Annotated in this window: 19 protein-coding genes; 7 read left to right on the top strand and 12 right to left on the bottom strand. The window is 69.5% G+C overall.

From position 1 onward, the window contains the following. Positions 1 to 1,410: 1,410 nt before the first annotated feature. On the top strand, positions 1,411 to 2,100 hold the full coding sequence (locus ACFU97_RS20290) for an alpha/beta fold hydrolase (protein WP_384258234.1): 690 nt from the start codon (positions 1,411 to 1,413) through the stop codon (positions 2,098 to 2,100). Between the two features lie 220 nt (positions 2,101 to 2,320). Here the strand turns inward: ACFU97_RS20290 and ACFU97_RS20285 are convergent, their stop codons facing one another. Next, entirely contained in the window at positions 2,321 to 2,977 is a 657-nt protein-coding gene (locus tag ACFU97_RS20285; protein ID WP_384258231.1) for a cysteine hydrolase family protein, read from the bottom strand. A gap of 54 nt (positions 2,978 to 3,031) precedes the next feature. On the opposite strand from ACFU97_RS20285, the gene ACFU97_RS20280 reads away from it, so the two are divergent. The 3 genes from ACFU97_RS20280 to ACFU97_RS20270 all read left to right on the top strand — a co-directional run bounded on the left by ACFU97_RS20280 (position 3,032) and on the right by ACFU97_RS20270 (position 5,486). Beyond that, the gene (locus tag ACFU97_RS20280) at positions 3,032 to 3,544 is read left to right on the top strand and encodes a PadR family transcriptional regulator (RefSeq protein WP_384258229.1); all 513 of its coding nucleotides are present in this window, start codon (positions 3,032 to 3,034) and stop codon (positions 3,542 to 3,544) included. 221 nt (positions 3,545 to 3,765) lie between these two features. Further along, entirely contained in the window at positions 3,766 to 4,158 is a 393-nt protein-coding gene (locus ACFU97_RS20275; RefSeq protein WP_384258227.1) for an NUDIX domain-containing protein, read from the top strand. Positions 4,159 to 4,205: 47 nt separating this feature from the next. Further along, the gene (locus tag ACFU97_RS20270; RefSeq protein ID WP_384258225.1) at positions 4,206 to 5,486 is read left to right on the top strand and encodes an MFS transporter; all 1,281 of its coding nucleotides are present in this window, start codon (positions 4,206 to 4,208) and stop codon (positions 5,484 to 5,486) included. 251 nt (positions 5,487 to 5,737) lie between these two features. Here ACFU97_RS20270 and ACFU97_RS20265 read toward each other — a convergent pair whose 3' ends face one another. The 5 genes from ACFU97_RS20265 to ACFU97_RS20245 all read right to left on the bottom strand — a co-directional run bounded on the left by ACFU97_RS20265 (position 5,738) and on the right by ACFU97_RS20245 (position 9,837). Then, on the bottom strand, positions 5,738 to 6,322 hold the full coding sequence (locus tag ACFU97_RS20265; RefSeq protein ID WP_384258222.1) for a DUF6529 family protein: 585 nt from the start codon (positions 6,320 to 6,322) through the stop codon (positions 5,738 to 5,740). A gap of 32 nt (positions 6,323 to 6,354) precedes the next feature. Further along, positions 6,355 to 6,714, bottom strand: coding sequence for a hypothetical protein (locus ACFU97_RS20260; protein ID WP_384258220.1), 360 nt, complete (start codon positions 6,712 to 6,714; stop codon positions 6,355 to 6,357). Positions 6,715 to 7,154: 440 nt separating this feature from the next. Next, complete coding sequence (locus tag ACFU97_RS20255) at positions 7,155 to 8,186, bottom strand: NAD(P)/FAD-dependent oxidoreductase (protein WP_384258218.1); 1,032 nt, start codon at positions 8,184 to 8,186, stop codon at positions 7,155 to 7,157. After that, the gene (locus ACFU97_RS20250) at positions 8,183 to 8,698 is read right to left on the bottom strand and encodes an isoprenylcysteine carboxyl methyltransferase family protein (RefSeq protein ID WP_384258215.1); all 516 of its coding nucleotides are present in this window, start codon (positions 8,696 to 8,698) and stop codon (positions 8,183 to 8,185) included. The genes ACFU97_RS20255 and ACFU97_RS20250 overlap by 4 nt, the downstream gene beginning before the upstream one ends. 8 nt (positions 8,699 to 8,706) lie before the next feature. After that, the gene (locus ACFU97_RS20245; protein ID WP_384258499.1) at positions 8,707 to 9,837 is read right to left on the bottom strand and encodes a type III polyketide synthase; all 1,131 of its coding nucleotides are present in this window, start codon (positions 9,835 to 9,837) and stop codon (positions 8,707 to 8,709) included. A gap of 135 nt (positions 9,838 to 9,972) precedes the next feature. Here ACFU97_RS20245 and ACFU97_RS20240 point away from each other — a divergent pair, with 135 nt between their 5' ends. Further along, positions 9,973 to 10,743, top strand: a complete 771-nt coding sequence (locus tag ACFU97_RS20240; RefSeq protein WP_384258213.1) for a UbiA family prenyltransferase — start codon at positions 9,973 to 9,975, stop codon at positions 10,741 to 10,743. Between the two features lie 379 nt (positions 10,744 to 11,122). On the opposite strand, the gene ACFU97_RS20235 is transcribed toward ACFU97_RS20240, so the two are convergent. Beyond that, positions 11,123 to 11,290 carry a hypothetical protein gene (locus ACFU97_RS20235; protein WP_384258211.1) on the bottom strand — a complete coding sequence of 56 codons (168 nt, stop codon included), beginning with the start codon at positions 11,288 to 11,290 and terminating at the stop codon, positions 11,123 to 11,125. A gap of 278 nt (positions 11,291 to 11,568) precedes the next feature. Between ACFU97_RS20235 and ACFU97_RS20230 the strand changes: the two genes are divergently transcribed. Next, positions 11,569 to 15,321: a family 78 glycoside hydrolase catalytic domain gene (locus ACFU97_RS20230; RefSeq protein ID WP_384258208.1), complete on the top strand. Its 3,753-nt coding sequence runs from the start codon at positions 11,569 to 11,571 to the stop codon at positions 15,319 to 15,321. 569 nt (positions 15,322 to 15,890) lie between these two features. Then, positions 15,891 to 16,442 carry a DUF5994 family protein gene (locus ACFU97_RS20225; RefSeq protein WP_384258206.1) on the top strand — a complete coding sequence of 184 codons (552 nt, stop codon included), beginning with the start codon at positions 15,891 to 15,893 and terminating at the stop codon, positions 16,440 to 16,442. A 703-nt stretch (positions 16,443 to 17,145) separates the two neighbouring features. Here ACFU97_RS20225 and ACFU97_RS20220 read toward each other — a convergent pair. The 5 genes from ACFU97_RS20220 to ACFU97_RS20200 form a co-directional block, all read right to left on the bottom strand. Next, positions 17,146 to 17,844: a GAF and ANTAR domain-containing protein gene (locus ACFU97_RS20220; protein WP_384258204.1), complete on the bottom strand. Its 699-nt coding sequence runs from the start codon at positions 17,842 to 17,844 to the stop codon at positions 17,146 to 17,148. A gap of 155 nt (positions 17,845 to 17,999) precedes the next feature. Next, positions 18,000 to 18,335 (bottom strand): STAS domain-containing protein, encoded by a 336-nt coding sequence (locus ACFU97_RS20215; RefSeq protein WP_384258202.1) that lies wholly within the window; start codon positions 18,333 to 18,335, stop codon positions 18,000 to 18,002. A gap of 210 nt (positions 18,336 to 18,545) precedes the next feature. Then, a complete protein-coding gene (locus ACFU97_RS20210; protein ID WP_384258200.1) occupies positions 18,546 to 18,908 on the bottom strand; it encodes an STAS domain-containing protein in 363 nt (120 codons plus the stop codon). Continuing rightward, the gene (locus ACFU97_RS20205; protein ID WP_384258197.1) at positions 18,905 to 20,173 is read right to left on the bottom strand and encodes a PP2C family protein-serine/threonine phosphatase; all 1,269 of its coding nucleotides are present in this window, start codon (positions 20,171 to 20,173) and stop codon (positions 18,905 to 18,907) included. Before ACFU97_RS20205 ends, ACFU97_RS20210 begins: the two co-directional genes overlap by 4 nt. Continuing rightward, the gene (locus tag ACFU97_RS20200; protein WP_384258195.1) at positions 20,170 to 20,979 is read right to left on the bottom strand and encodes an alpha/beta fold hydrolase; all 810 of its coding nucleotides are present in this window, start codon (positions 20,977 to 20,979) and stop codon (positions 20,170 to 20,172) included. The genes ACFU97_RS20205 and ACFU97_RS20200 overlap by 4 nt, the downstream gene beginning before the upstream one ends. Between the last annotated feature and the right edge of the window lie 223 nt (positions 20,980 to 21,202).

The following is a 21,202-nucleotide window of genomic DNA, read 5'->3' as shown; positions in this document are numbered from 1 at the left end:
CATCGACTGCCTGGCGGCACACCTGCACCGGCAACTGGCCGACGCCACCCGCCTGTGACACGCCTTCCAGACCATCGGGGCTCGTTCCGAGGCGACCGAGCTGAACTGACGGCACGTCAGAAAGCCTGCGCCGGACCTCTCTTTGACTCCGAGCTCGACAACGGCACCTGTCAGGCCTCCGGCGAGGCCGCCGACCGGGTGCGAGTGGAGAGCGGCAAGCGTCGGGGCGCAGTGGGTGGCGCGCACTCCTGACCTGGTCACGCCCTTTCCAAGCCACACGCCGACCACAGGCGACTGGCTGCAGGCGCCCGCCCTGGCTAGCCGCCTCTTCTCATGCCAATGCCGTCAGGAACGCTGTCCAGCTTGGCGGCGTGCGCCGGTGGCGCAAGGTGCCCGACGTGTGTTGCGGCCGCAGCGATTTTGCTTCCTGGCTCGGTGTGTAGGTCAACAACTACCGCATGTGGCAGTTGTGTTGTGCTGCTCGGTGCGACATGGCCTCGTCGCCCTGCGAGGCGACAGCCGAGGCAGCTGGGGTGGCCGCTTCGGGCAGTCGGATCCCTGACTCGCCTGAGGCACTGCACGCCATGGACCGGATGATCGCCACGGCGCAGTTCGGACAGCAGGACATCGCCCGGAGACTGGGTCTGAATGTGACGGACCTGACGTGCCTGGGTTTCCTCATCGAGGCGTCCCTGGACCTCTGCTCGAGGAAGCGCTGCGAGAGGTCCGTCCGTCAGGAAGCGTCAAGCCGCTAGCCAGCACCTGAGCGTTCGGCGCCGTCTCGGCTACGGAGATGTCGCGGCGCCGTCCAGGGTCATGGCCATCGAGAGGTGGATCTGGGTCAGCAGGCCATGCGGCTGGTTGGTAATCCTGGTGGCCTGCGTCGGCAGATCGTCGTCGGAAGCCCACGATCATCTCCGACTCGACGATCGCCTCGTCCTCGCCGTCGATCGCCCGCGGTGTGTGTCGATGGCCCGCAGCGTGGGCGGCATCGCGCGAGCGGTGTCGGCGTTGATGAACGCGGCTGCTGCCGCGGCCCTGGCTTCACCGGGGTAGAGGTCGGCGATGCGTCGCGTCGTCCACCCGGGCAGGTAAGCGACCGGGCAGCCCATGTCCCTTGCGACCAGTACGAAGCCGCCCACCGCGCATAAGTCCCTGTGACGGTGCGGCTTGTCCTCGCCAGCCAGAGGCGGGGCGCGCCGGGCGGCCACACATGTGACGTCACGGCCGCGGTCTGGCGAGGTTGGCGGCGAACGGGCATCAGATGGCCTTCTGACGGTGGCAAGCCACATCTTGAGCGGGTGAGACTGCCTGCATGTGGAGTGGTGGCTGGCCGTGCAGCATCCCGGCCGAACCACCTGCATCGAGGCGGGGTGCCTCGATGCCGCGGCTCGAGATAAGGAGAGTCACATGGCGACGTTCGTCCTGGTGCCCGGCGGTTGGAAGGGCTCGTGGTCGTACGAGGCGGTGGTTCCGCTGCTGGAGCGTGCCGGTCATGCCGTTCACGCCCTGACCCTGACCGGTCTGCGGCCGGACGACGACGACGCGACACTCGCGACCGCCAACCTCGACACGCACGCCGACGACGTATTGCGACACCTCGACCGTCACCACATCACCAACGCGACGCTGGTCGGCCACAGTTACGCTGGAATGGTGATCTCCGCGGTCGCCGACCGCGCTGGCGGCCGGATCTCGCGACTGGTGCATCTCGACGCCTTCGTACCGCGCGACGGGGAGTCCTGGTGGTCGTCGACGAACGACTACTTTCGGGAATTGGCTGCTGTCGGCGCTGCGGCCACCGGCTACGCCATCCGACCGCCCGACGGCGGCGATCCCCGCCGCCGTCCGCATCCCTTGGCCTCGTTTCTGCAGGCGATCCGGCTCACAGGCAAGCTCGACCAGGTCCCCCGGCGGGAGTTCGTCTACTGCTCGGGATGGGAAGACCGGACGCCTTTCGCCGGACTCCGCACCCGCCTCCGAGCCGATCCCGGTTGGCAGGTCCACGACCTGCCAACCGGCCACGACGCCATGCACGAGGCCCCGGAGGCGGTCGCCGCGCTCCTTCTCGGCGAATGCGTGGGAGATGCATCGTCGTAGTGGCGAGGTCGCTCGCCGACCATGGCTCGCGAGCCATGGTGCGCACCGGCGCGGGCAACCTCGGTCAGGCCCTCGCGTGGTCCGGCCACGGTCGGGGGAAGGCGACGGGGCTGTTGTGGCCTCCCGCTTTGCGACGGTGGCCGAGCTTGATCGCATCCGCGCGTCGGACGCCCGGCTTGAGCCGGTGAAAGATGCCCCTGGTGAGCGCGTACGGCGGGGATCAGCGTGTCGGTGTTGTCAGTCGGTCGGTGATCTCTTCGGCGGTGAGCACGAGAGCGAAACCCTTGCGCAGGACCGCGAGTTCGGGTTCTTGCCGGGACTCGTCGTCGGTGGCCGTGACGTCGGAGCCGAAGACGACCTTGTAGCCGCGCTCGTATGCCTGCCGGGCGGTGGTGCCGCAGCAGTAGTTGGTGAGCGTTCCCGTGACGATGACCGTGTCGCGGCCGAGGTTGCGGAGCATCGTGTCGAGCGGGGTGTCGTAGAACGCCCCGTAGGAGGGTTTGCGGATGACGGCCTCTTCGGGGTGGCGGCCCATCGGGGCCCACACCTCGGCAGGGCCCGGCCGGCGCCAGTCGGTGTCGGCATGAGGGAGGAACCGCAAGGCGTGCGGCCGGTCCAGTCCGAGATGGGTGTCGTCAAAGATGGTCCACAGCACCGGGACAGAGGCTGCCCGGCAAGCTTCGACCAGCTGCTGCAACCTGGGTGCCATCCGGGTGGCCGCGGGCACCCAGTAGGGACTCCAGCCGGGCCGTACGAATTCGTCTTGCATGTCGATCACCAGCAGCGCCGTGCGTTCGGGCCGTACGTCGAACGATGCCCGGCCACGCTCGTAAGCGTTGCGCGCCCGTGTGGTCACCCATTCCTCGGTGTATGCCATCCCGACTCCTGCCTCGATTCGAGGTACCTCGATTCGACATGCGAGACTAGCACCATGCTCGAACTCGCGATCCTGGGATTCCTGGCCGAGAGCCCGTTGCACGGCTATCAACTGCGGCAGCGGATAGAGCACTTGTCCGGCCACGCCCGGCCGGTCAGCGATGGCAGCCTTTACCCGGCGATCAACCGGCTGGTCGGCGCCGGGCTGCTCGACCGGCGGACCGAACCGGGCGCCTCGGCCGCTCAGCGGCACACTCTGAGCCTCACCGATGCCGGCCACCGCGAGCTGCTGTGCCGACTGCGGGATGCCAAGGGCCTGGACATCAGCGACAGCACGCGGTTCTTCACGGTCTTGGCCTTCCTGTCCCACCTGCCCGACATCGCTGACCAGCACGCGGTACTGCGTCGGCGACTGGATTTCCTGGAACAGCCCGCGAGCTTCTTCCACGACGGTGACCGCCGGCTGGGTGCCGACGACACCGACGACCCCTACCGGCGCGGCATGCTCGTCATCGCCCGGGCCACCAGCCGCGCCGAAAGGGCCTGGCTTCGGGAGGTGTTGGTCTGACACCGCCCTCGCAGGCACCTTGCCCGTTCTGCACCCGGGCGGCTCCTCAGGGGCGGCCGGCGGGGCGTTCTGCTGCCTGAGTCGTGGGAGATCAAGAAGATCGGCAAGTCCTGCTGTTGGGGCACTGTTCTGGCTGGCCGCGGCTTCTGTCGCCATGACGTTGCCGCCCTGCCGATGCTCTCTGTGTTCCATGCCCTGGAAGCCGCCGAAGGAGGAGCGTGATGGACCAGCGAGAGGCGATCGTCGCCGTAGTGCGGCGGGAAGAGCGGGTGCTCGTCATCCAGCGGGGACCGCTGGCCAGGCTGCCGGGGTACTGGGCGCCGCTCAGCGGCACACTCGAACCTGGTGAGACGCAGGAGGAGGCCCTGATCAGGGAGGTCCACGAGGAAGTCGGCCTCAGGATCTCGCCCGTCGCCAAGGTCTGGGAGTCACAGACCGAGGACGGCACGTTCCGTCTGCACTGGTGGACAGCGGAGGCGGAGCAGGGCGACGTCTTGATGAACCCGGGCGAGGTGAGCGACGCACTCTGGGTCACATCGCAGGAGTTCTCGCGGCTGCAGCCCGTCTTCGAGACCGACCGCGTGTTCTTCGACCACGTGCTGCCGCGGCTTTGATGGCGACTTTGACGTCACAGGCAACCCACCCGAAGGAGCGATGGCCGGTGACCTCGTTGGGCCGATACGCCGAAGTCCGGAAGATCCCCGGCCTCACACCGCTGCTGATGATGGGCGTTGTCGCACGGCTCGGCAGCGGCATGACACCGCTCGCCCTGCTGCTCCTCGTCCAGGCTGCGACGGGGCGGTATGCCTGTGCCAGCCTCGCGGTCGGTCTGTATGCCCTGGCCGGGGTGTCGATCAGCCCCGTGATCGGACGGCTCGCCGACCGGCTGGGCCCCTCTCCCGTTCTGCTGGGTACCGCCATCGCCCATGCGATGGCCCTGACCGGGCTGGTGATCACCGCCCGCGACGACAGCACCCTGCTGGTGATCTGCGCGGTGGCCGCCGCCGTCGGCGCGACCTACCCGCCCCTCACCGCAGTCATCCGCGGCGCATGCAACCGGCTCACCGCACCCACGACCGGCTGGGAACGCCTGCGGGGGACCGTGCTGGCCACGGACACCGCGTTGTACGAGGTGGTCTTCGTCATCGGTCCCCTGCTGGTGGGGGCATGCGTTGCGATCGCCACCCCGGCCGCGGCTATCGGCGCGGCCGCCGGGGTGACCCTGATCGGCACCACCGTGGTGGCCCGCGGCACCGCGATGCGCGCCCAGCGCCCTCGTGCCTGCCGCGTCAGAACGGGCGGTCTGGGCCCGCTGCGCCTGCCCGGCTTCACCGTGCTGCTGGGCTGCGTCGGCGCGCTGGGGGCGGGGTTCGGTGCCGTCAGTGTGGCGGTCCCTGCCTATGCCGCCGGGCACTCCGGCCCAGGCTCCGCTGCTCTGGCCGGCCTGTTGCTCGCGGTGTGGGGTCTGGGTTCGGCCGTGGGCGGTCTCTGGTACGGAGCCTGGCCGCCGCGCGCGCCCCTGCACCGGCAACTCGCCTGGCTGCTCGGCGGCGTGGCCCTGAGCCTTGCGGCACTCGCCGTCGTGCCCGGCCCGACGGTGCTCGGCGCCGCGCTCGTGCTCGGCGGTGGTGTCATCGCCCCCTGCCTGACGGTCTACATCTCCCTGGTGGGTCGCATCGTGCCTACGGGCATGCTCACTGAGGCGCATACCTGGATCGCTGCCGTCCCCGTCGCCGCGAACGCGGTTGGAGGAGCGGCTGCGGGCATCCTCGTGGACAGGCCGGGCGGTGTTTCCTGGGCCTTTGTCCTGGCAGGCGTGGTCGTCGCTGCCGCCGCCGTGAGTGCGGCGTGGCCGTCTGGACCGATCACTCGGGCCGACAAGGAAGCCGACGAGATGAGGGCGGCGGGCACGGACGACGACGCCATCTGCTCCGCCGCGTGAACGCGGGCCACCTGCCGCGGGGGCGCCGACCGCCCGTCGATTGGGCGGCCTGCGCCGCGGTCCGTCCATCCCTGCGCCGGATTGGACTGGAACAGGCTGGTCGGCTCGTCGCCGGCCCTCGTGGTGGCGGGTTGGCGGTCGAGTGCGGCAGTCTGACCGGGGCGGTCCGCCCGGAGCCATCAGGCACGGGCGAGGAGGATGCGTAGAAGCGTTGCCTGAACGGAGTTCTGGTCCGTAGTGGCACTCCGTCGCTACAGACCAGGAGCGGCGAAGTCGTTGAGGGCCCACAGTGCGGCGGTGTACCACAGCAGCCCGATCGCGCCGAACAGGGCGCTTCCGGCGGCCGGGAGCAACCAGCCGGGCAGGCGCCGGCTGTGGACCACCAATACCTTGGCGGCGAAGGCTCCGTACAGAGCGCAGCCGGCGACCGAGTGCATGAAGACCCGGGTGCTCGTGGTTTCTACACCGTAGGTACGGACGCAGTGGTAGGCGATGGGCACCGATAACAGGAAGGCGGCCCATCCCACGATGCGGTGCGAGATGCGGACGCTGCGTGGCGCCGCTGCGATACGGGGGAGTCGTCCGTACATCCACAGGGCCAGCAGAAGCTGGACGAGCGCCAGGCCGAACAGGGCGCTGCCCAGGCGGGCCTTGAGGGTGATCGCCGCGGCGCCCTGCGCGCCGAAAAGACTGGTCGTGTACTGCGGGCTGTGGTGCTCGCCGGTCACCCAGATGGCCACGGCCACGGCCACTGGCACCGCAGCGCCCAGTGTGATGGCGGCGGCCCGCGCGGGAGAGTGCCGCTGGGGGGCTCGGTGACCGGTCCGGGGCGTCATGTCGGCTGACTCGTCATGCGGTCGTCGCCCTTTCAGCTCTTGGCGACCTTGTTGCCGCCGGCGTCGAGGACGTACCACCCGGCACCGAACTGGTTGAGCGCCTGGCCGTTCGTGTCGCCCGGCTTGGAATCACCCGCGTACCCATAGACCGGGTGACCGTGGTAGGTGACCTGCGTCGTGCCGTCGGATCGCTTCGAGGTGCCGACCAGTCCGGACTGAGCCGAGCCGCCGGTCGACGGCGTCCCGGACGTCAGCAGCGGCGGCCACGCCGCGGCGCAGGACCCGTTGCAGGTCGAGGTTGTCGACTTGTCCGCCTCGAACAGGTACAGGGTGCGCCCCTTCCCGTCCACCAGGATCGTGCCGAGGTTGCCGGCCGAGGCGGTCTTCACCATGGCCTGCGCGCCGGCCGACGCACTGCTCGGCGGTGCGTACGGGCTTGTGTTCCGGCCCGCGCTGCTCGTGGCTGTACTCGACGGCGTCGCTGGTGTCGAGGACGAGGAACCACCGCCACCACTGGAACAACCGCTCGCGGCAGCGATCGACACAAGTGCGGCCGCCCACACGGCGGCCAGGCGGATACGCCTCATCCCAGCTCCACTACTGGTAAGGGCCCCGAAGTCCGAGGGCCGATGACCGCATACGTCCCCACGTTCTCGCGCACTTTCTGCCCCACCGCACCGAGCTTCACTGAGATGGACTCGAAGGCTCCGCCGACCGGTCGGGAGACACAACAGGCCTCCATGACCGTGCCGACCACGCCTACCGTCTGCATCAGGCAGACAGGGCCATAGCGGCGGCGGCATTGAAGTGCCGTCAGGCAGCTTTCATCCGGTCATGCCAGTGCGTTCACCGCAGCCGCAAAGAGGCGGGGCAGGCGTGCGGCTGTGGGCACGATGCGCGAGGCCAGCGCCGGTTGCTGGCGGGCCCGCACCAAGAGGTCGGTCAGGAGCCGGTGGCGGCGGGTGGCGCGGCACCAGTCGGTCTCGTAGCGGCTGGGTGTGCCGCGGCGCACGTTGGCGACCAGGGCTTCGGCACCGGCCAGGGCGAGAGAAACGCCCTCACCGGTCAGCGCGTCGGTGTATCCGGCGGCGTCGCCGACGAGCAGTACCCGTCCGTGAACGCGGGTGCGTGCCCGCTGGCGCAGGGGCCCCGCGCCGCGCACCGCGGTGACGGCCCTCTCCGCAGGGAGGCGGGCCGCCAGTTCGGGGAAGCTCTGGAGTTGGGTGCCGAAGGGCGCTCGCCGGGCCGTCAGCATCGCGATGCCGACGAGTGCGGGGCCGAGCGGAGTCACATACGCCTCTGCGTAGGGTCCCCAGTGCACCTCGACGTAGGACGACCAGGGAGGCACCTCGTAGTGACGGCGCAGGCCGTACCTGGGCGCCATACTGGTCTTCACCTCCAGGCCGAGCGAACGGCGCAGCGGTGAGTGGAGTCCGTCCGCGGCGACCAGCCACCGTGCGCGCAGGCCCGTCCCGGGTACGGTCACGCCCCTGGCGTCCAGTCGTACTTCCCCCACGCGCAGCGGCACTACGGGCACTCCCTCGTCCACGACGGCCTGGTGCAGGGCATTGTGCAGGGTGGTGCGGCGTGCGCCGAGGCCGGGGCCGTGCCGGAACGCGCTCTGGACCTCGCGGGCGCCCTGGATGTAGCGGATGCCGGTCACCGGGTGGCCGGGGACCTGCAGGCCGAGTGCGTTGAGGGCTCGGACGGCGCCGGGCATCAGGCCCTCGCCGCATGCCTTGTCGATCGGTGTCCGACGTGGCTCCGCCACAACGGTGTCGAGCCCCGCGCGCACGGCGTGCAGCGCGGTTGCGAGCCCGGCTGGACCGCCTCCGACGATGAGCACGTCGTGGCCGCCGCTCACGCGGGTGCCGCCGAGGCGAGGGCCGTGTTCTCGCAGCGAATTCGGACTGCGAGCAGCAATGCGTTGGCCGTGGTGAACGCCGTGGCGGTCAGCCACGCGGAGTGGACCAGCGGCAGAGCTGCGATCTCCACGACGACAGCGACGTAGTTGGGGTGACGCAGGAAGCGGTAGGGCCCGGCGCCGACCAGGCGCGCTCCGGGGACGACGATGACTCGCGTGTTCCAGTAGGGCCCCAAAGTGACGATGCACCACCAGCGCAGTGACTGCGCCGCGATGACAAGCGCCATCATGGGCCAGCCGAGAGCGGGCAGGAACGGCCGGTGGGCGAGCACGGGTTCGGCGAGGCAGCAGGCGAGCAGACCCGTGTGCAGCACAACCATGACCGGGTAGTGACCGCGGCCGTGCTCCACACCGGCGCGGGCGAGGGTCCAGGTGGCGTTGCGCCGAGCGACGACGAGCTCGGCGACGCGTTCGGCCGTGACGGCAAGGACGAGAATCGTGTACCAGGGCATGAGAGCACTCACCAGCGCAGCAGGACGACTTCGGAACAGAACCCCGGCCCCATCGCCAGGAGCACCCCCCAGGTGCCGGGCTCGGGTCGGTCGAATTGCCGGGTCTTCTGGAGGATGTGAAGCACCGAGGCGGAGGACATGTTCCCGACCGTCGCGAGCGAGTGCCAGGCGCTGTTCAGGGCGTCGCCGGGCAGCCCGAGGGTGTCGGCCATGGTGGAGAGCACCTTGGGGCCGCCCGGGTGGCACACCCAGCTTCCGACGTCGTCCGTGGTGAGGCCGTGGTCGGCCAGGAACGCACGCAGGTCGCGGCCAAATTGATCCCGCACGATGTCCGGAACACCGGCGTCGATCATGACGCGGAACCCGGTGGGGCCGATGTCCCACCCCAGGAGATGTTCTGTGTCCGGATACAGACGGCTGCGTGTGGCGACCACGAAGGGTCCCGCCCCCTCCGGCCCGCCGCCACTGCCGCGTGCCACGAGCGCCGCTGCGCCATCACCGAACAGGGCGCCGGCGACGAGGTTGGCGCGGGAGTCATCGCGTCGCTGAAGGGTCAGCGAGCACAGTTCAATGCTGAGGAGCACGGCGGTATCGGCCGGGTGCCCTCGCAGGTAATCGTGGAGCCGGGCGAGTCCTGCCGCGCCCGCCACGCACCCCAGGCCGAACACCGGGAGTCGCTTGACGTCGGGCCGCAGCCCCAGGCGCCCGGCCAGGCGGGCGTCGAGCGAGGGAGCGGCGATGCCGGTGATGGAGGTGCACACCAGCAGATCCACGTCGGCCGGTCCGAGTCCCGCCTCCTGCAGCGCGCCGAGGAGGGCTTCCTCGCCCAGTTCAAGCCCGGCGGCCAACCATGCGGCGTTGCTCTGCCCGAAGTCGCCGAGGTCGGCGTACCGCTCGATCGGGAGGGTGAGATGGCGTGTGCGCACACCGGCGGATGCGTGCAGGCGGCGCAGCAAGGCGCGGTCGGCCCCGGCGGGCAGGCACAGGTCACCGATCGCCTCGGTGAGCTCTTCCTGGGCGTACCGGTACGGCGGGAGCGCGGTGTGGATCGCTCTGACCGCGGTCGCCGGACCGGGCGGGGGTGTCCGGGACGGCGCGGGTAGCGGAAGGGCGTCGTCGACAATTGCAGTGACATGCATGCCGGTAATGCCTCCCTTTTCCAGCTTCACCCGTAACGTCCATGTATGTCTCTACATGCGCCCGATGCCCTTCCGTCCACGACACGCCGAGTCCCGGTGTTGTTGCGCTCCTGCCACCTCGAGCCGGCAGTCGCCGTGACGGTGCTCGTGACCGCGCTTGCCGTGGCAGCGCATCGCGGAGCGGTGGGGACTGCAGCGGTGGCCGCGGCCGTGCTGGCCGGCCAGCTCTCGGTCGGCTGGTGCAACGACGCGGTCGACGCCCGGCGCGACACGATCAGCGGACGCCGCGACAAACCGGTAGCCACCGGCGAACTCCCGCCTCGGGCGGCGGCTGCCGCGGCCGGAACCGCTCTGGGGCTGTGCGTGCCGCTGTCGCTGCTGAGCGGCGCCGCCGCCGGAGTGGCGCATCTGGGCATGGTGGCCATGGGCTGGGCCTACAACCTGGTACTCAAGCACACGGTGCTCTCACCGCTGCCCTACGCCGTGGCCTTCGGATCACTGCCGGCCTTCGTCACCCTGGGCCTGCCGTCTCGGTCCTGGCCCGCCTGGTGGGCGGTGGCGGCCGGGGCGTTGCTGGGTGTGGGGGCGCACCTGGTCAACGCGCTTCCGGACATCGAGGACGATCTCGGGACCGGTGTGCGCGGCCTGCCGCAAAGGCTGGGCCGCAAGACCTGCCGGTGGCTGGCACCGTTCGTGATGCTGGCGGCCGTGGGGGTGCTCGTCGCAGGCCCACCCGGAGCAGTGGGCGGATTGAGCGGGGCACTGGCGGCGATGGCCGGGGCCGTCGCAATCGCGGGCACGGCTGTGCCGTCGGACATCCGGAGCCGGTGGCCGTTTCGGGCGGCGATCGTCGTGGCGGGCATCGCTGTGGCGCAGTTGGTGCTGCGAGGCTCGGACATCGCCTGAACCCTCGACAGCAGGACCTGCCGGGTGCCCGCTGCCGAGAAGGACGGCATGCGGGAGCGCGCCGTCCCTCGAGGCCCTGACCACAGCCCGCCCCGACGACGGCCCCGCGTGCCGCGCCCGTACGGACAGGTGGGCCGGTGCGCATGATCGGGCGGAGGCCGCCCGCAGGTCCGCTGCCGCAGGTCGGCTGCACAGCGCAACCGGACACCAAGTGCGAGTGTCGTTCGGACGCTGGTGAGAGAGGTCAGGCGGCAACCACCGAGGCGTGGATCCGACCGGCGGCACGCAGGATCTCCTCTCGGTTCTTCGCCCGCCTGATCCATGCCGGAAGACAGGCAACCAACGTCATCGCCTGTCCGGTGCCGTACCAAGGTGCTCGTTACCGCAGCGATGTTTCGACGAAACGACGGATCAGGTCGAGGTGTTCGAGGTTGTACGCCCACAACCACCCGTGCCGGGCCGCGGACTGGAGGCGCGGCGGCGTCCCGAAGTGCGGATCGGTCGCTGGTTGAGCTGTGCCGGGGGAGAGGAAGGACGGTCGCTCCACACCGTGACAGTCCCCAGTCGCCGCAGACCAGGCGTGGCGGCCTGAACAGAATCGCCCCGGGATCGGAGTCGTCGGGCGCGTGAAGGACACGCGCTGCCTTTTGGCGTCGCCTCATCGGCTCCGTCCTGGAGGACTGACGCCGCACCTATTGACGGTCGTCGCGCAACTCTCATACGGTGCACCCGCATTGACGTTTTGAAACGTTTCACTACGACCTTCGTGTTCGTCGCACAGCCAAGTCGCCCCGCTCCGCCCGCCTCGTGTGAGGGAGTACTCCATTGGCAAGTCAGACAACGCCCTCCGACCGCAACTCGTCCCCCCTGCATGATCAGCCGCCATTCAGCCGGCGCCGTCTGCTGGGCGTGGGCTCGGCGCTGGTCGCCGGTGCCGCAGTGGCGGGAAGTGTCGGCGCGTTCGGTGGCGAGGCAGCGGCGGCCGTGGATACGGCGCGTGCCGAGCCCGTCGATCTGTCCCGGGCTCGCTGGATCTGGCACCCGGACGGGGATCGGCGAACCGGCGCACCCGCCGGGTACCGCTACTTCCGCAAAGAGTTCGACGTCTCCCAAGGCGAGGTCACGGACGCGCAGTTCGTTGTCACAGGTGACGACACGGTGGATGTGTGGCTCAACGGACAGCCTCTGGCCGGATCCCCCAGAGTCGCCGACTCCTGGCGCAGCGCGCTCCATGTCGATCTGGGGCCGGCCGTGGTGCCGGGCACCAACGTCATTGCGCTGGCGAGCAGGAGCGCGGGCGGCCACGCCGGGGTCATCGGCCATCTGCGCGTCCGTACCACCGGAGGTACGACCGACGTGTTCACGGACGGTAGTTGGTCGGCGGGAAAGGATGTGCCGGAAGGCTGGGAGCAGGCATCCTTCGCCGAGGGCGGCTGGTCCGCCGCCCTCGATCGGGGCGCCTACGGAATCGCTCCCTGGTATCGCAGGGTCGGCCTTCCGGAACTCGCGGCCGCGTCGCCCTTGAGGGTGGCCGAGTGCACTGTCGAGCACCGCACCAGACCCATGGGTGTCGACGCCGCACGGCCGCGGTTCGCCTGGAAGCTCGACTCGACGGCGCGGCAGCAGCGCCAGGCCGCCTACCGCATCCAGGTCTCCTCCACACGCGCGGGAACCGGAGACGTCTGGGACAGCGGCCGTGTCACCTCCGGGCAGCAGCTCGCCATCCCCTACGGCGGTCCCGGCCTCGCCGGCCTGACGCGTTACTACTGGCGCGTCCGTGTCTGGGACACCCAGGGCCGGGCGGGCGCATGGAGCGCGCCGCAGTGGTTCGAGACCGGTCTGCCGGCACCGGCCACGGAGTGGCGTGCCGCGTTCATCGGCCAACCCGCGACTCCGGACCTGACAGGGGCCGCCTGGATCTGGTACCCGGAGGGCGACCCCGCGGCGGGACTCCCTGTCGAGACCCGCTACTTCCGCCGCACCTTCACGCTGACGGGAGCCCCCGCCGGCGCGACCCTGGTCGTCACGGGGGACGACACCGCGGACGTGTGGGTCAACGGCACCCAGGTGAGCACGTCACCGCGGGTGACCGACTCGTGGAAGAGCGCCGCCCTCGTCGACGTCACCGCCCATCTCACCAGCGGCAGCAACACCATCGCGATTGCCACGTGGAACACGACTGATTCCCCGGCCGCAATGATCGCCAAGCTGACCGTTGCCGACGGCCCGACCGTCGTCACCGACACGTCGTGGAAGTCATACAAGGACGCGCCGGCCGGCTGGAACACGCATGGTTTCGACGACAGCGACTGGCTCGCGGCGCGCGTGGTCGCGCCCTACGGCAGCGGACCGTGGGGGGCCAACGTGCACGTCGTCAAGCCCGCCCCGCTCTTGCGCAAAGCCTTCACCGTCCGTCAGAAGGTAGCCTCCGCACGGCTGCTGACCACCGCACTGGGCCTCCACGAGACCCGGCTCAACGGCAGAAGAGTCGGCAGCGACGTCCTGGCCCCCGGCTGGACCGACTACGGCAAGCGCCTGCAGTACAAGGTCTTCGACGTCACCGCGCAGATACGGCAGGGCGGCAACGCCCTCGCCGCCTGGCTGGGCAACGGCTGGTACTCCGGCAGCCTCGGCTTCGCAGGGAGCCAGAAGTACGGCTCGCAGCCGTGGTACTCCGCGCAGCTGCTCATCACCTTCACCGACGGCAGCACCCAGCTGGTGACGACGGACGGCACGTGGAAGGTCAATACGGGTGCGATCAGGGCGGACGACCTCTACCACGGCGAGACCTTCGACGCGCGCCTGGACATCAGCGGCTGGGACGGCGCCGGCTTCGACGACAGCGGATGGGCCGCCGCGGCCGTCTTCGGCGAGGCAACTCCCCACCTCGTCGCCCAGGTCGACAACGGTGTCACCGTCCAGCGCGAGTTCCGGCCTGCGGCGATCACCCAGCCGCAGACCGGGGTGTGGATCTTCGACATGGGGCAGAACTTCACCGGCTGGAACCGCATCGCCCTGACCGGTGCCGCCGGCACCACCGTCACCCTCCGCCACGGCGAGGTCCTCAACCCCGATGGCACGCTCTACACGACCAACCTGCGCTCCGCTCAGGCCACCGACCGATTCACTCTCGCCGGCACCGGCCGAACCGAGATCTACGAGCCCCGGTTCACCGTCCACGGATACCGCTACGTCGAAGTCACCGGCCTGCCCACCGACTTCACCCCGGACAAGGACACTCTCACCGGTCGTGCGGTGTGGACCGATGCCGCGCAGCCAGGCACCTTCAGCACGTCGGATCCACTGATCAACCAACTGCAGCACAACATCGTGTGGGGCGAACGCAGCAACATGCTCTCGATACCGACCGACTGCCCCCAGCGGGACGAGCGCCTGGGCTGGACCGGAGACATCGCCGCCTTCTGCGCCACCTCCACCTTCAACCTCGACACCCACGCCTTCCTCGCCAAGTTCGTCGACGACCTCATGGACGCCCAGCAGCCCAACGGCGCCTTCACCGACGTCGCGCCCGCAGTGATCAGCGGTTCCGGCACCGCCGGCTGGGGAGACGCGGGCACGATCATCCCGTACACCCTGTGGCAGCGTTACGGCGATCTCCACCTGGTCGACCAGCACTTCCCCGCGATGGCGAAATGGGTCGACCATCTCCGCGGCACCGCGGGCACCGACCTGATCCGCGATCAGCAGACCTTCGGCGACTGGCTCAACGTCAACGACAACACGGCCCAGAACCTCATCTGCACGGCCTTCTTCGCATGGTCGGCACGCCTGGTCTCCCGCATGGCGGCCGCCACCGGCCGCGCGGCACAGGCCACGTCGTACGGTCAACTCGCCGACCAGGTGGCCAAGGCCTTCACCGGTCGTTTCGTCACGGCCGACGGCACAGTCAGCGGCAACACCCAGACCGGCTATGTGCTGGCTCTGGCCTTCGAGTTGCTGCCCGCCGCCCTGGTCCAGCCGGCCGCGGACAAACTGGCGGCCAAGGTCGCCGCGACAAACGGGCACCTCAGTGTCGGATTCCTCGGCGTGGAGAACCTCCTGCCCGTGCTCGCCGCCCACGGCCATGTGCAGACCGCGTACCAGATCCTGTTGCAGCGCGGATTCCCCGGCTGGGGCTACATGATCGACCAAGGCGCCACCACGATCTGGGAGCGCTGGGACGGTATCCGCACCGACGGCTCCTTCAACGACCCGGGGATGAACTCCTTCAACCACTACGGTCTCGGCTCGGTCGGCGACTTCCTCTACCGCCACGTCGGCGGGCTCGGCCCAGGCAGCCCCGGCTACGCCTCCTTGCGCATCGCACCGCAACCCGGCGGCGGCCTGACCTCGGCCGCCAGCACGTACGAAACCCCCTTCGGTGTGGCGCGGAGCGAGTGGTCGGTCTCCGCGGGGCAACTGACATTGCACGTCACCGTGCCCACCGGCGCCCATGCGGTCGTCACCGTACCCACATCGCAACCGCAGTCGATCGCCGCACCCGCCCAGGCGGTCCCGGCCGGTGCGGCGACGTACTACCTTCCGGCCGGTCAGTACATCTTCACTGCCGCGCGCTGACCCCGGCCCCTTCACACCGAGAAAGGTGACGCGCCCGCTACGGCGGCTGCCCGGGCGATTCGGCCGCGCCACGACACGAAGGGAGGCGTCCTGTCGCAGGACGCGGCGCCCGATCCCGGGGCCGCCCCGCACATAAGAGTCCAAGGCTCTGCACATAAGAGGCGACGGACAAGGGGCCAGTCCACACGCTTGGGCCGGATGCACCGTCGCAGCAGTACGCAGGAAGCCGCCGTGACGTCAGCCGACGGGCCACCCTCGGCCATCTCCCGAGGCTTGGCCCGGCGGCTCATCGGCACGCCGGTCTCGACAAGTTCGGCAGGTTCGGCCAGGACGGCCTTTGTGTCCGGCGACGGTAGCCGGAAGCCTCTCGCGTATGGGTGGCCGGCGCACGGGTAACCGGGCCTGCCTGTTCCACATCTAGGCGGCCACTACTCCGCGTCGCGGACGAGCACGGAGTAGTGTGGACGGTACCGAGGGCATTTCGCATACCGGCTTCCACGCCGGGTCGTTCTCGGCGAGAGATGAAACCCGGGCCGCCGCAGAGGCGGCCCGGAGACGGGCCCCGCATCATGTCGGTGACCTTGTACCCAACGTCGCAGCACCCCGAGCCGGACACACCCCCGGCCGCGCGTCTCGCGCTGAAAATCGACGGCCCCTCCCGCGGACTCCTGGACGGCGCCTGGTGGCCACGCTCCCGGGACCTGCTGAGTGAACTGCCCGCGCTGACCGATGTGTTGGACCCCCTGTGGGGCCGCATCACCCGCATCGCGGTCAACCCGAAGTACTGGCCGATCATCCCCCGACAGGTTCCCGTGGACGGCCACATCGTCAAGGTCGGCTGGTTCACCCCGGAGATCGACCCCCACAAGTTGCTCCTGCTCTCCTACGGAACCGGCCGATGGGACCTGCTGGTCATCCCGCCGGAGACCGGGGCGGAGGCGGCGGCCCGGCTGATGGCTGCCGCGTCCGAATACGCCGGCCCGCCCCTGACCGCGAGTGCGCTCATCGCCGCGGACGAGCCCCGTCACGGAATCCCCGCGACCGGCACGGCACTGGATGCGGACGAGGCATGGGAGTCCGTTCCGCCCAGGAGGGCCAGCCGCCTGATCATCGGTATGTGAGCGGTTGCGATGAACGCCTCCCTGATGCCCGCCGTCATCGCCGCCGTCGCAGTGGTGGCATACGTGATCCACCGGCTCACAATCCAGCGCGCCGTGAAAGTGGCCGTGAGCCGGGACGGCGCTGCCGAGCCCGGCCGCGGCGGCAGTGTCACGACACCGTCCCCGCCGGAACCAGGTCCGTTCGAGCCGACAACCGCATACGAACGACGTCCCTGGGGGAGGCCACAGCCGTTTCCCGCTGCTCCACAGCAGCCTTACCACTCACCTGCGGTGACCAGCCTGCCCTCCGTCCCCGATCTCCCGATGGCGCGTGAAAGGGCCGAACCCGATGAACCGATGCGTCGTGGCTCTGCCGCAGCTGAACGTCCGGCAGTACGACCGGGGCACACGGGTACGGTGAACACCCTGGTCGGTGAGATGGACTTGCCTGGGCGGCTCGGCCGCGCTCTCCCTGAACGGCTCCCGGCCTGCGCCTACAGGGAGCAGAGCGGCAAGGTCTGATGGCGGTGCGCCGGGGGCAGGCCTGTGCCATCCCCGATGCCCGGATGACGATGTCCCGGGCGAGAGCGTGTGGGGAGGAGCCGGTGGGGGACACGGCAGGCAGGGCAGGGTTCGGCAGCGTTTCCCCCGGGGGAGTCGGCTCGGTCCCAGGCTTCTCTGGTTCAGCCCACGAGCCGGAGAAGCCGCCCAAGGCCGCGGGTGATCAGAGGGTGCCCTGTTCACAGACCAGACGGGCGACCTCGCGGAGTTTGACGTTGTTCTCCTGGGAGTAGCGGCGCAGCACGTCGAAGGCCTGCTCCTCGGTGAGATGGCGTACCCCCATGAGGATGCCCATGGCCTCACCGATCATGTGGCGGGTGGCAACCGCCTGTTCCATCTGCGCGTGGGTGCAGGCGGTGGAGAACGCGATCGCTGCGTGCGAGGCCAGCAGCCAGCCGGCCGTCTCGCTGATCTCACTGAACGCGCCGGGCGTGCGGGAGTACAGATTCAGCGCGCCGAGCTCTTCGTCCTCGGTGAACAGCAGGAAACCCATCATGCTGCCCACACCGAGCGCATGAGCCTGCGGGGCGTAGGCGGGCCAGCGTTGCTGCCCTCCGGTGAGGTCGCCGATGCGGTAGACCCGTTCCTTCACGCCGACGCGGGCGGCATCGAAACACGGCCCCTCACCCAGCTGATGCTGCAGTTGGTCGCTGTCGACGACGAGCCGCTCGGTGGGGGCGAGGCTCTCCACCTGGGAGTCGTGCAGCACGAGGATGCCGGCCGCGTCGCACCCCTCGACAAGCTCGGTGGCCGATGCCGTGATCCGTGCCAGCGTGGCATCGACCGACTCCTGGGCCAGCAGATGACGCGCCATCGACGCCATCTGCTGCGCGAACTGAGCCCAGTCGCCTGTGCCCTCCATTTCCCGTCTCACCCGCCACCCTCATATCCCATCTGACCCCTGGCGCGTTCGACTGCGCTCCCGGAATTCTTCTTGCCGCGGGATGCGAATGGATGCGCGGCCGTCCGCATTCGTACCGAACGCGGTCCGCCGATGGCCTGGGGCGGGAGGGCCACTCAGGCGTGCAGGGCCTGCTCGAGGGTGGCGTGGCAGGAGACCAGGCGGTCCACTCCGACCAGGCTGAGGACGCGCTGGACGGAGTCCTTAGGGCCCGCGATGCGCAGCCAGCCGTCCACTTTGCTGACGGCTCGATAGGCGGTGACGAGGCTGTTGATGCCGCTGGAGTCCATGAAGGTCACGCCACTCAGGTCCACTACTACCTGCGGTGGCGTCGGGTGGCCGTGCGGCAACAGTGCTTCGTCGAGGATGGCACTGACGTCGTGGTCGATCTCGCCCTGGGCGGTCACGACGCGTACGCCGTCGATCTCGGCGTACTCGACGGCCAATCGCATGGGATGGTCTGTGTCTCGGTCGGCGGTCACAGTCTCCTTGCCTGCTCGGGTGTATCTGGGGCTTCCCGCTGGGGCAGGCCCGCGATGAATGAAAGACGGACTGCGATGTACGAGTGCGACCGTACACGGCGAAAGGGGCGATGCCGGGGCCGACGACCGTCGCCGCGTGAGCGTACAGGGGTGTCGGGGACGGGATTCCGCCGGGTCGTTTCAGGCGCTGGATGCTGGTGGTGTCCAGGCTGCTTCGGCTGATTGTGCGGTGGGATGGGTGGCGAAGACCTGGTCCAGGCCGACCATGCTGAAGATGCGGCCGATGCGGTGGGGGACGGCCGTCAGGACGATGCTCGCCTGGGCGGCGAGGGCGTGATTGCGGGCGGCGATCAGGGCGGTGATGCCGCTGGAGTCGCAGAAGGTGATACCGGTCAGGTCGATGACGAGTTGCTGGCCCGCCCGAAGGGCCAGGTCGGGCAGCAGGTCGCGTACCTGGGTGTAGTTGTCGTAGTCGAGTTCGCCGGCCAGTTCCATGACGGGGCCGGCGGTGGTGATCCGGGTGTGGATGGCGAGGTGGCTCACTGCTGCTCATCACTGGTGGGTTGGGGCACGCTGATGGCGAGGACGGCGGTGTCGTCGTCGATGCCGGTGCCGAAGGTGTCGAGCAGATCGCGGATGGCGGCGATGGCGCCGGAGGCGGAGGTGGGTGCCAGAGTGCGGGCGAAGTCGAGGAGGGCCTCGTCGCCGTAGCGGTCGTCGGCGGCATGCGATGTGGTGTGCGCTTCGGTGAGGCCGTCGGTGTGCAGCAGGAGGGTGTCGCCGGCCTTGATGCGGAGGGCGGTGGTGGCGATATGAGCCTCGGGCAGGACGCCGATGAGCTGTCCGCCGGGGGTGGGGAGGTAGTCGGCGCTGCCGTCGGCGCGCAGGAGCAGGGCCGGGGGGTGCCCGCCGCTGGCCAGGGTGACCTGGAAGGCGCCCTGGTCGGTCTCGGGGGTGAGCAGTCCGAAGATGGCGGTGCAGAAGCGGGGGTCGTGGCCGTTGTACTCGTGGTTGAGGACGGTGTTGAGGTTGCTCAGGACGGTGGCCGGGTCAGCGTCGTAGACGGCTGCGGCACGCAGGGTGTATCGGGCCAGGGAGGTGACGGCCGCGGCGGCGGTTCCCTTGCCGCACACGTCGCCCAGGAACAGCCCCCACGTGCCTGCGGCGAGCGGGAAGAGGTCGTAGAAGTCGCCGCCGACCTGGTCGGTGGAGGCGATGTGGTAGTGCGCGGCGACGTCAAGTCCGGGCACGTTCACCAGTGTTGGGGGTAGCAGTGTCTGCTGGAGGGTGGCGTTGAGGCGTTTGAGTTCCTCGCGTTCGTGTTCTGCCTGCTGTCGGGCGCGCAGCAGTTCGGTCTCGTAGGCGCGCCGTTCGCGGGCGTCGAATACGGTGGTGCGGATCAGCAAGGGCTGCCCGTCGCCACCCGTCTTGACCGCGGACGTGACCAGGACGGGCAGGCGGCTGCCGTCGGCTGCCTTGAGTTCCAGGGCGATCCCGCCGATCTCGCCCTGCATGCGCAGGAGCGGGGCGAAGTGTGTCTCGTGGTAGAGCCGGCCTCCCACGGTCAGCAGGTCGGAGAACGTCCTGCGGCCCACCAGGTCGCCGTGGTCGTAGCCGAGCCAGTTCAGCAGCGTGGTGTTGACCTTCACGATGGTGCCGTCCAGCAACGTGGACAGGTAGCCGCACGGCGCGTGCTCGTACAGGTCCTCGGCGCTGTCCTCCAGCAGCGCGGAGAAGGCCGTGTGGTCGTCACCGGATCGTTCCTCGGCCGGCGGACGCTCGCTGTTGTCACCGCTCTTGCACGTCATCTCGCGGCTTGGGTGAATTCGTTGATCGCGGCAGCCGTTTCTTCCGGTGCGGCGAGCTGGGGACAGTGACCGGTGGCGTTCAGGGTGATGAGCCTGCTTCCGGGAATCCGGGACTGCACGAAGGCTCCCACCTCAGGGGGAGCTATCGCATCATTCGAACACTGCGCGACGAGCGTGGGCACGGTGACCTTGGTGAGGTCGTCGCGGTTGTCGGACAGGAATGTCACCCGGGCGAAGACACGGGCGATGTCGGGATCGGTGCGGCAGAAGCTGTTGGTCAGCTCCTCGCCCAGCTCCGGCCGCTCGGGATTGCCCATGATCACCGGGGCCATGGCGCCCGACCAACCCAGATAGTTCGCGTCCAGCGATTCCAGGAGCTCATCGATGTCCTCGGCGCTGAACCCGCCGCGATAGCCGGTCGCCGGATCGTCGACGAAGCACGGCGAGGGGGCGAGCAGCACCAGACCGGCGAACGCCTCCGGCTCCTGCGCCGCGGCCAGCACGCCCATCATCGCGCTCACCGAGTGCCCCACGAACGTCACCGGGCCGAGTGCCAGCTCACGGCATATCTCCAGCACGTCTTCGGCATAGCCCTCCAGCGTGGAATAGTGCTCCACGCTCCACGCAGAGAGATCGGAACGCCCGGCCCCCACGTGGTCGAAGAGCACCACGGTGAAGTCCCGTTCCAGGAGCGGTACCACCAGCCGCCACATGTTCTGGTCGCACCCGAACCCGTGCGCCAGCATCACCACCGGGCCCCCGGCCCTGCCGGACACCGTCACATGATTCCTGCTCCGCACAGTCATTGGGGCAAATCCTCGCAGAACGCTTGGTTCACCAGCGCAACGCCGAATGCGCCGTGCAGCTCGGACAGTCCCGGGCCCCCAGCTTGCGTCTCCGTGCCTGGCACCCGCGCCCTCACTCCAAATCCGCCCCCGGCGACAGGCGGGATCGGCTGGGCAGCCTGGGCATTCTGACCTGTTACCCGTACCAGCGTGGGCAGTTGGGCGTCCGGTGCCGGCTCGGTGA

This window comes from Streptomyces sp. NPDC057616 (genome assembly GCF_042800575.1).
In the GTDB taxonomy this organism is placed as follows: domain Bacteria; phylum Actinomycetota; class Actinomycetes; order Streptomycetales; family Streptomycetaceae; genus Streptomyces.
The sequence above is the reverse complement of the archived record's forward strand: the minus strand, read 5'-3'. Positions and strand labels throughout refer to the sequence as shown.

Bases quoted from the DNA above. Each gene is read 5' to 3' on its own strand.
- ACFU97_RS20290 (WP_384258234.1), top strand. From the start codon at position 1,411: ATGGCGACGTTCGTCCTGGTGCCCGGCGGTTGGAAGGGCTCGTGGTCG.
- ACFU97_RS20285 (WP_384258231.1), bottom strand. From the start codon at position 2,977: ATGGCATACACCGAGGAATGGGTGACCACACGGGCGCGCAACGCTTAC.
- ACFU97_RS20280 (WP_384258229.1), top strand. From the start codon at position 3,032: ATGCTCGAACTCGCGATCCTGGGATTCCTGGCCGAGAGCCCGTTGCAC.
- ACFU97_RS20275 (WP_384258227.1), top strand. From the start codon at position 3,766: ATGGACCAGCGAGAGGCGATCGTCGCCGTAGTGCGGCGGGAAGAGCGG.
- ACFU97_RS20265 (WP_384258222.1), bottom strand. From the start codon at position 6,322: ATGACGCCCCGGACCGGTCACCGAGCCCCCCAGCGGCACTCTCCCGCG.
- ACFU97_RS20260 (WP_384258220.1), bottom strand. From the start codon at position 6,714: ATGGTGAAGACCGCCTCGGCCGGCAACCTCGGCACGATCCTGGTGGAC.
- ACFU97_RS20250 (WP_384258215.1), bottom strand. From the start codon at position 8,698: ATGCCCTGGTACACGATTCTCGTCCTTGCCGTCACGGCCGAACGCGTC.
- ACFU97_RS20245 (WP_384258499.1), bottom strand. From the start codon at position 9,837: ATGCATGTCACTGCAATTGTCGACGACGCCCTTCCGCTACCCGCGCCG.
- ACFU97_RS20225 (WP_384258206.1), top strand. From the start codon at position 15,891: ATGTCGGTGACCTTGTACCCAACGTCGCAGCACCCCGAGCCGGACACA.
- ACFU97_RS20220 (WP_384258204.1), bottom strand. From the start codon at position 17,844: ATGGAGGGCACAGGCGACTGGGCTCAGTTCGCGCAGCAGATGGCGTCG.
- ACFU97_RS20215 (WP_384258202.1), bottom strand. From the start codon at position 18,335: ATGCGATTGGCCGTCGAGTACGCCGAGATCGACGGCGTACGCGTCGTG.
- ACFU97_RS20205 (WP_384258197.1), bottom strand. From the start codon at position 20,173: ATGACGTGCAAGAGCGGTGACAACAGCGAGCGTCCGCCGGCCGAGGAA.
- ACFU97_RS20200 (WP_384258195.1), bottom strand. From the start codon at position 20,979: ATGACTGTGCGGAGCAGGAATCATGTGACGGTGTCCGGCAGGGCCGGG.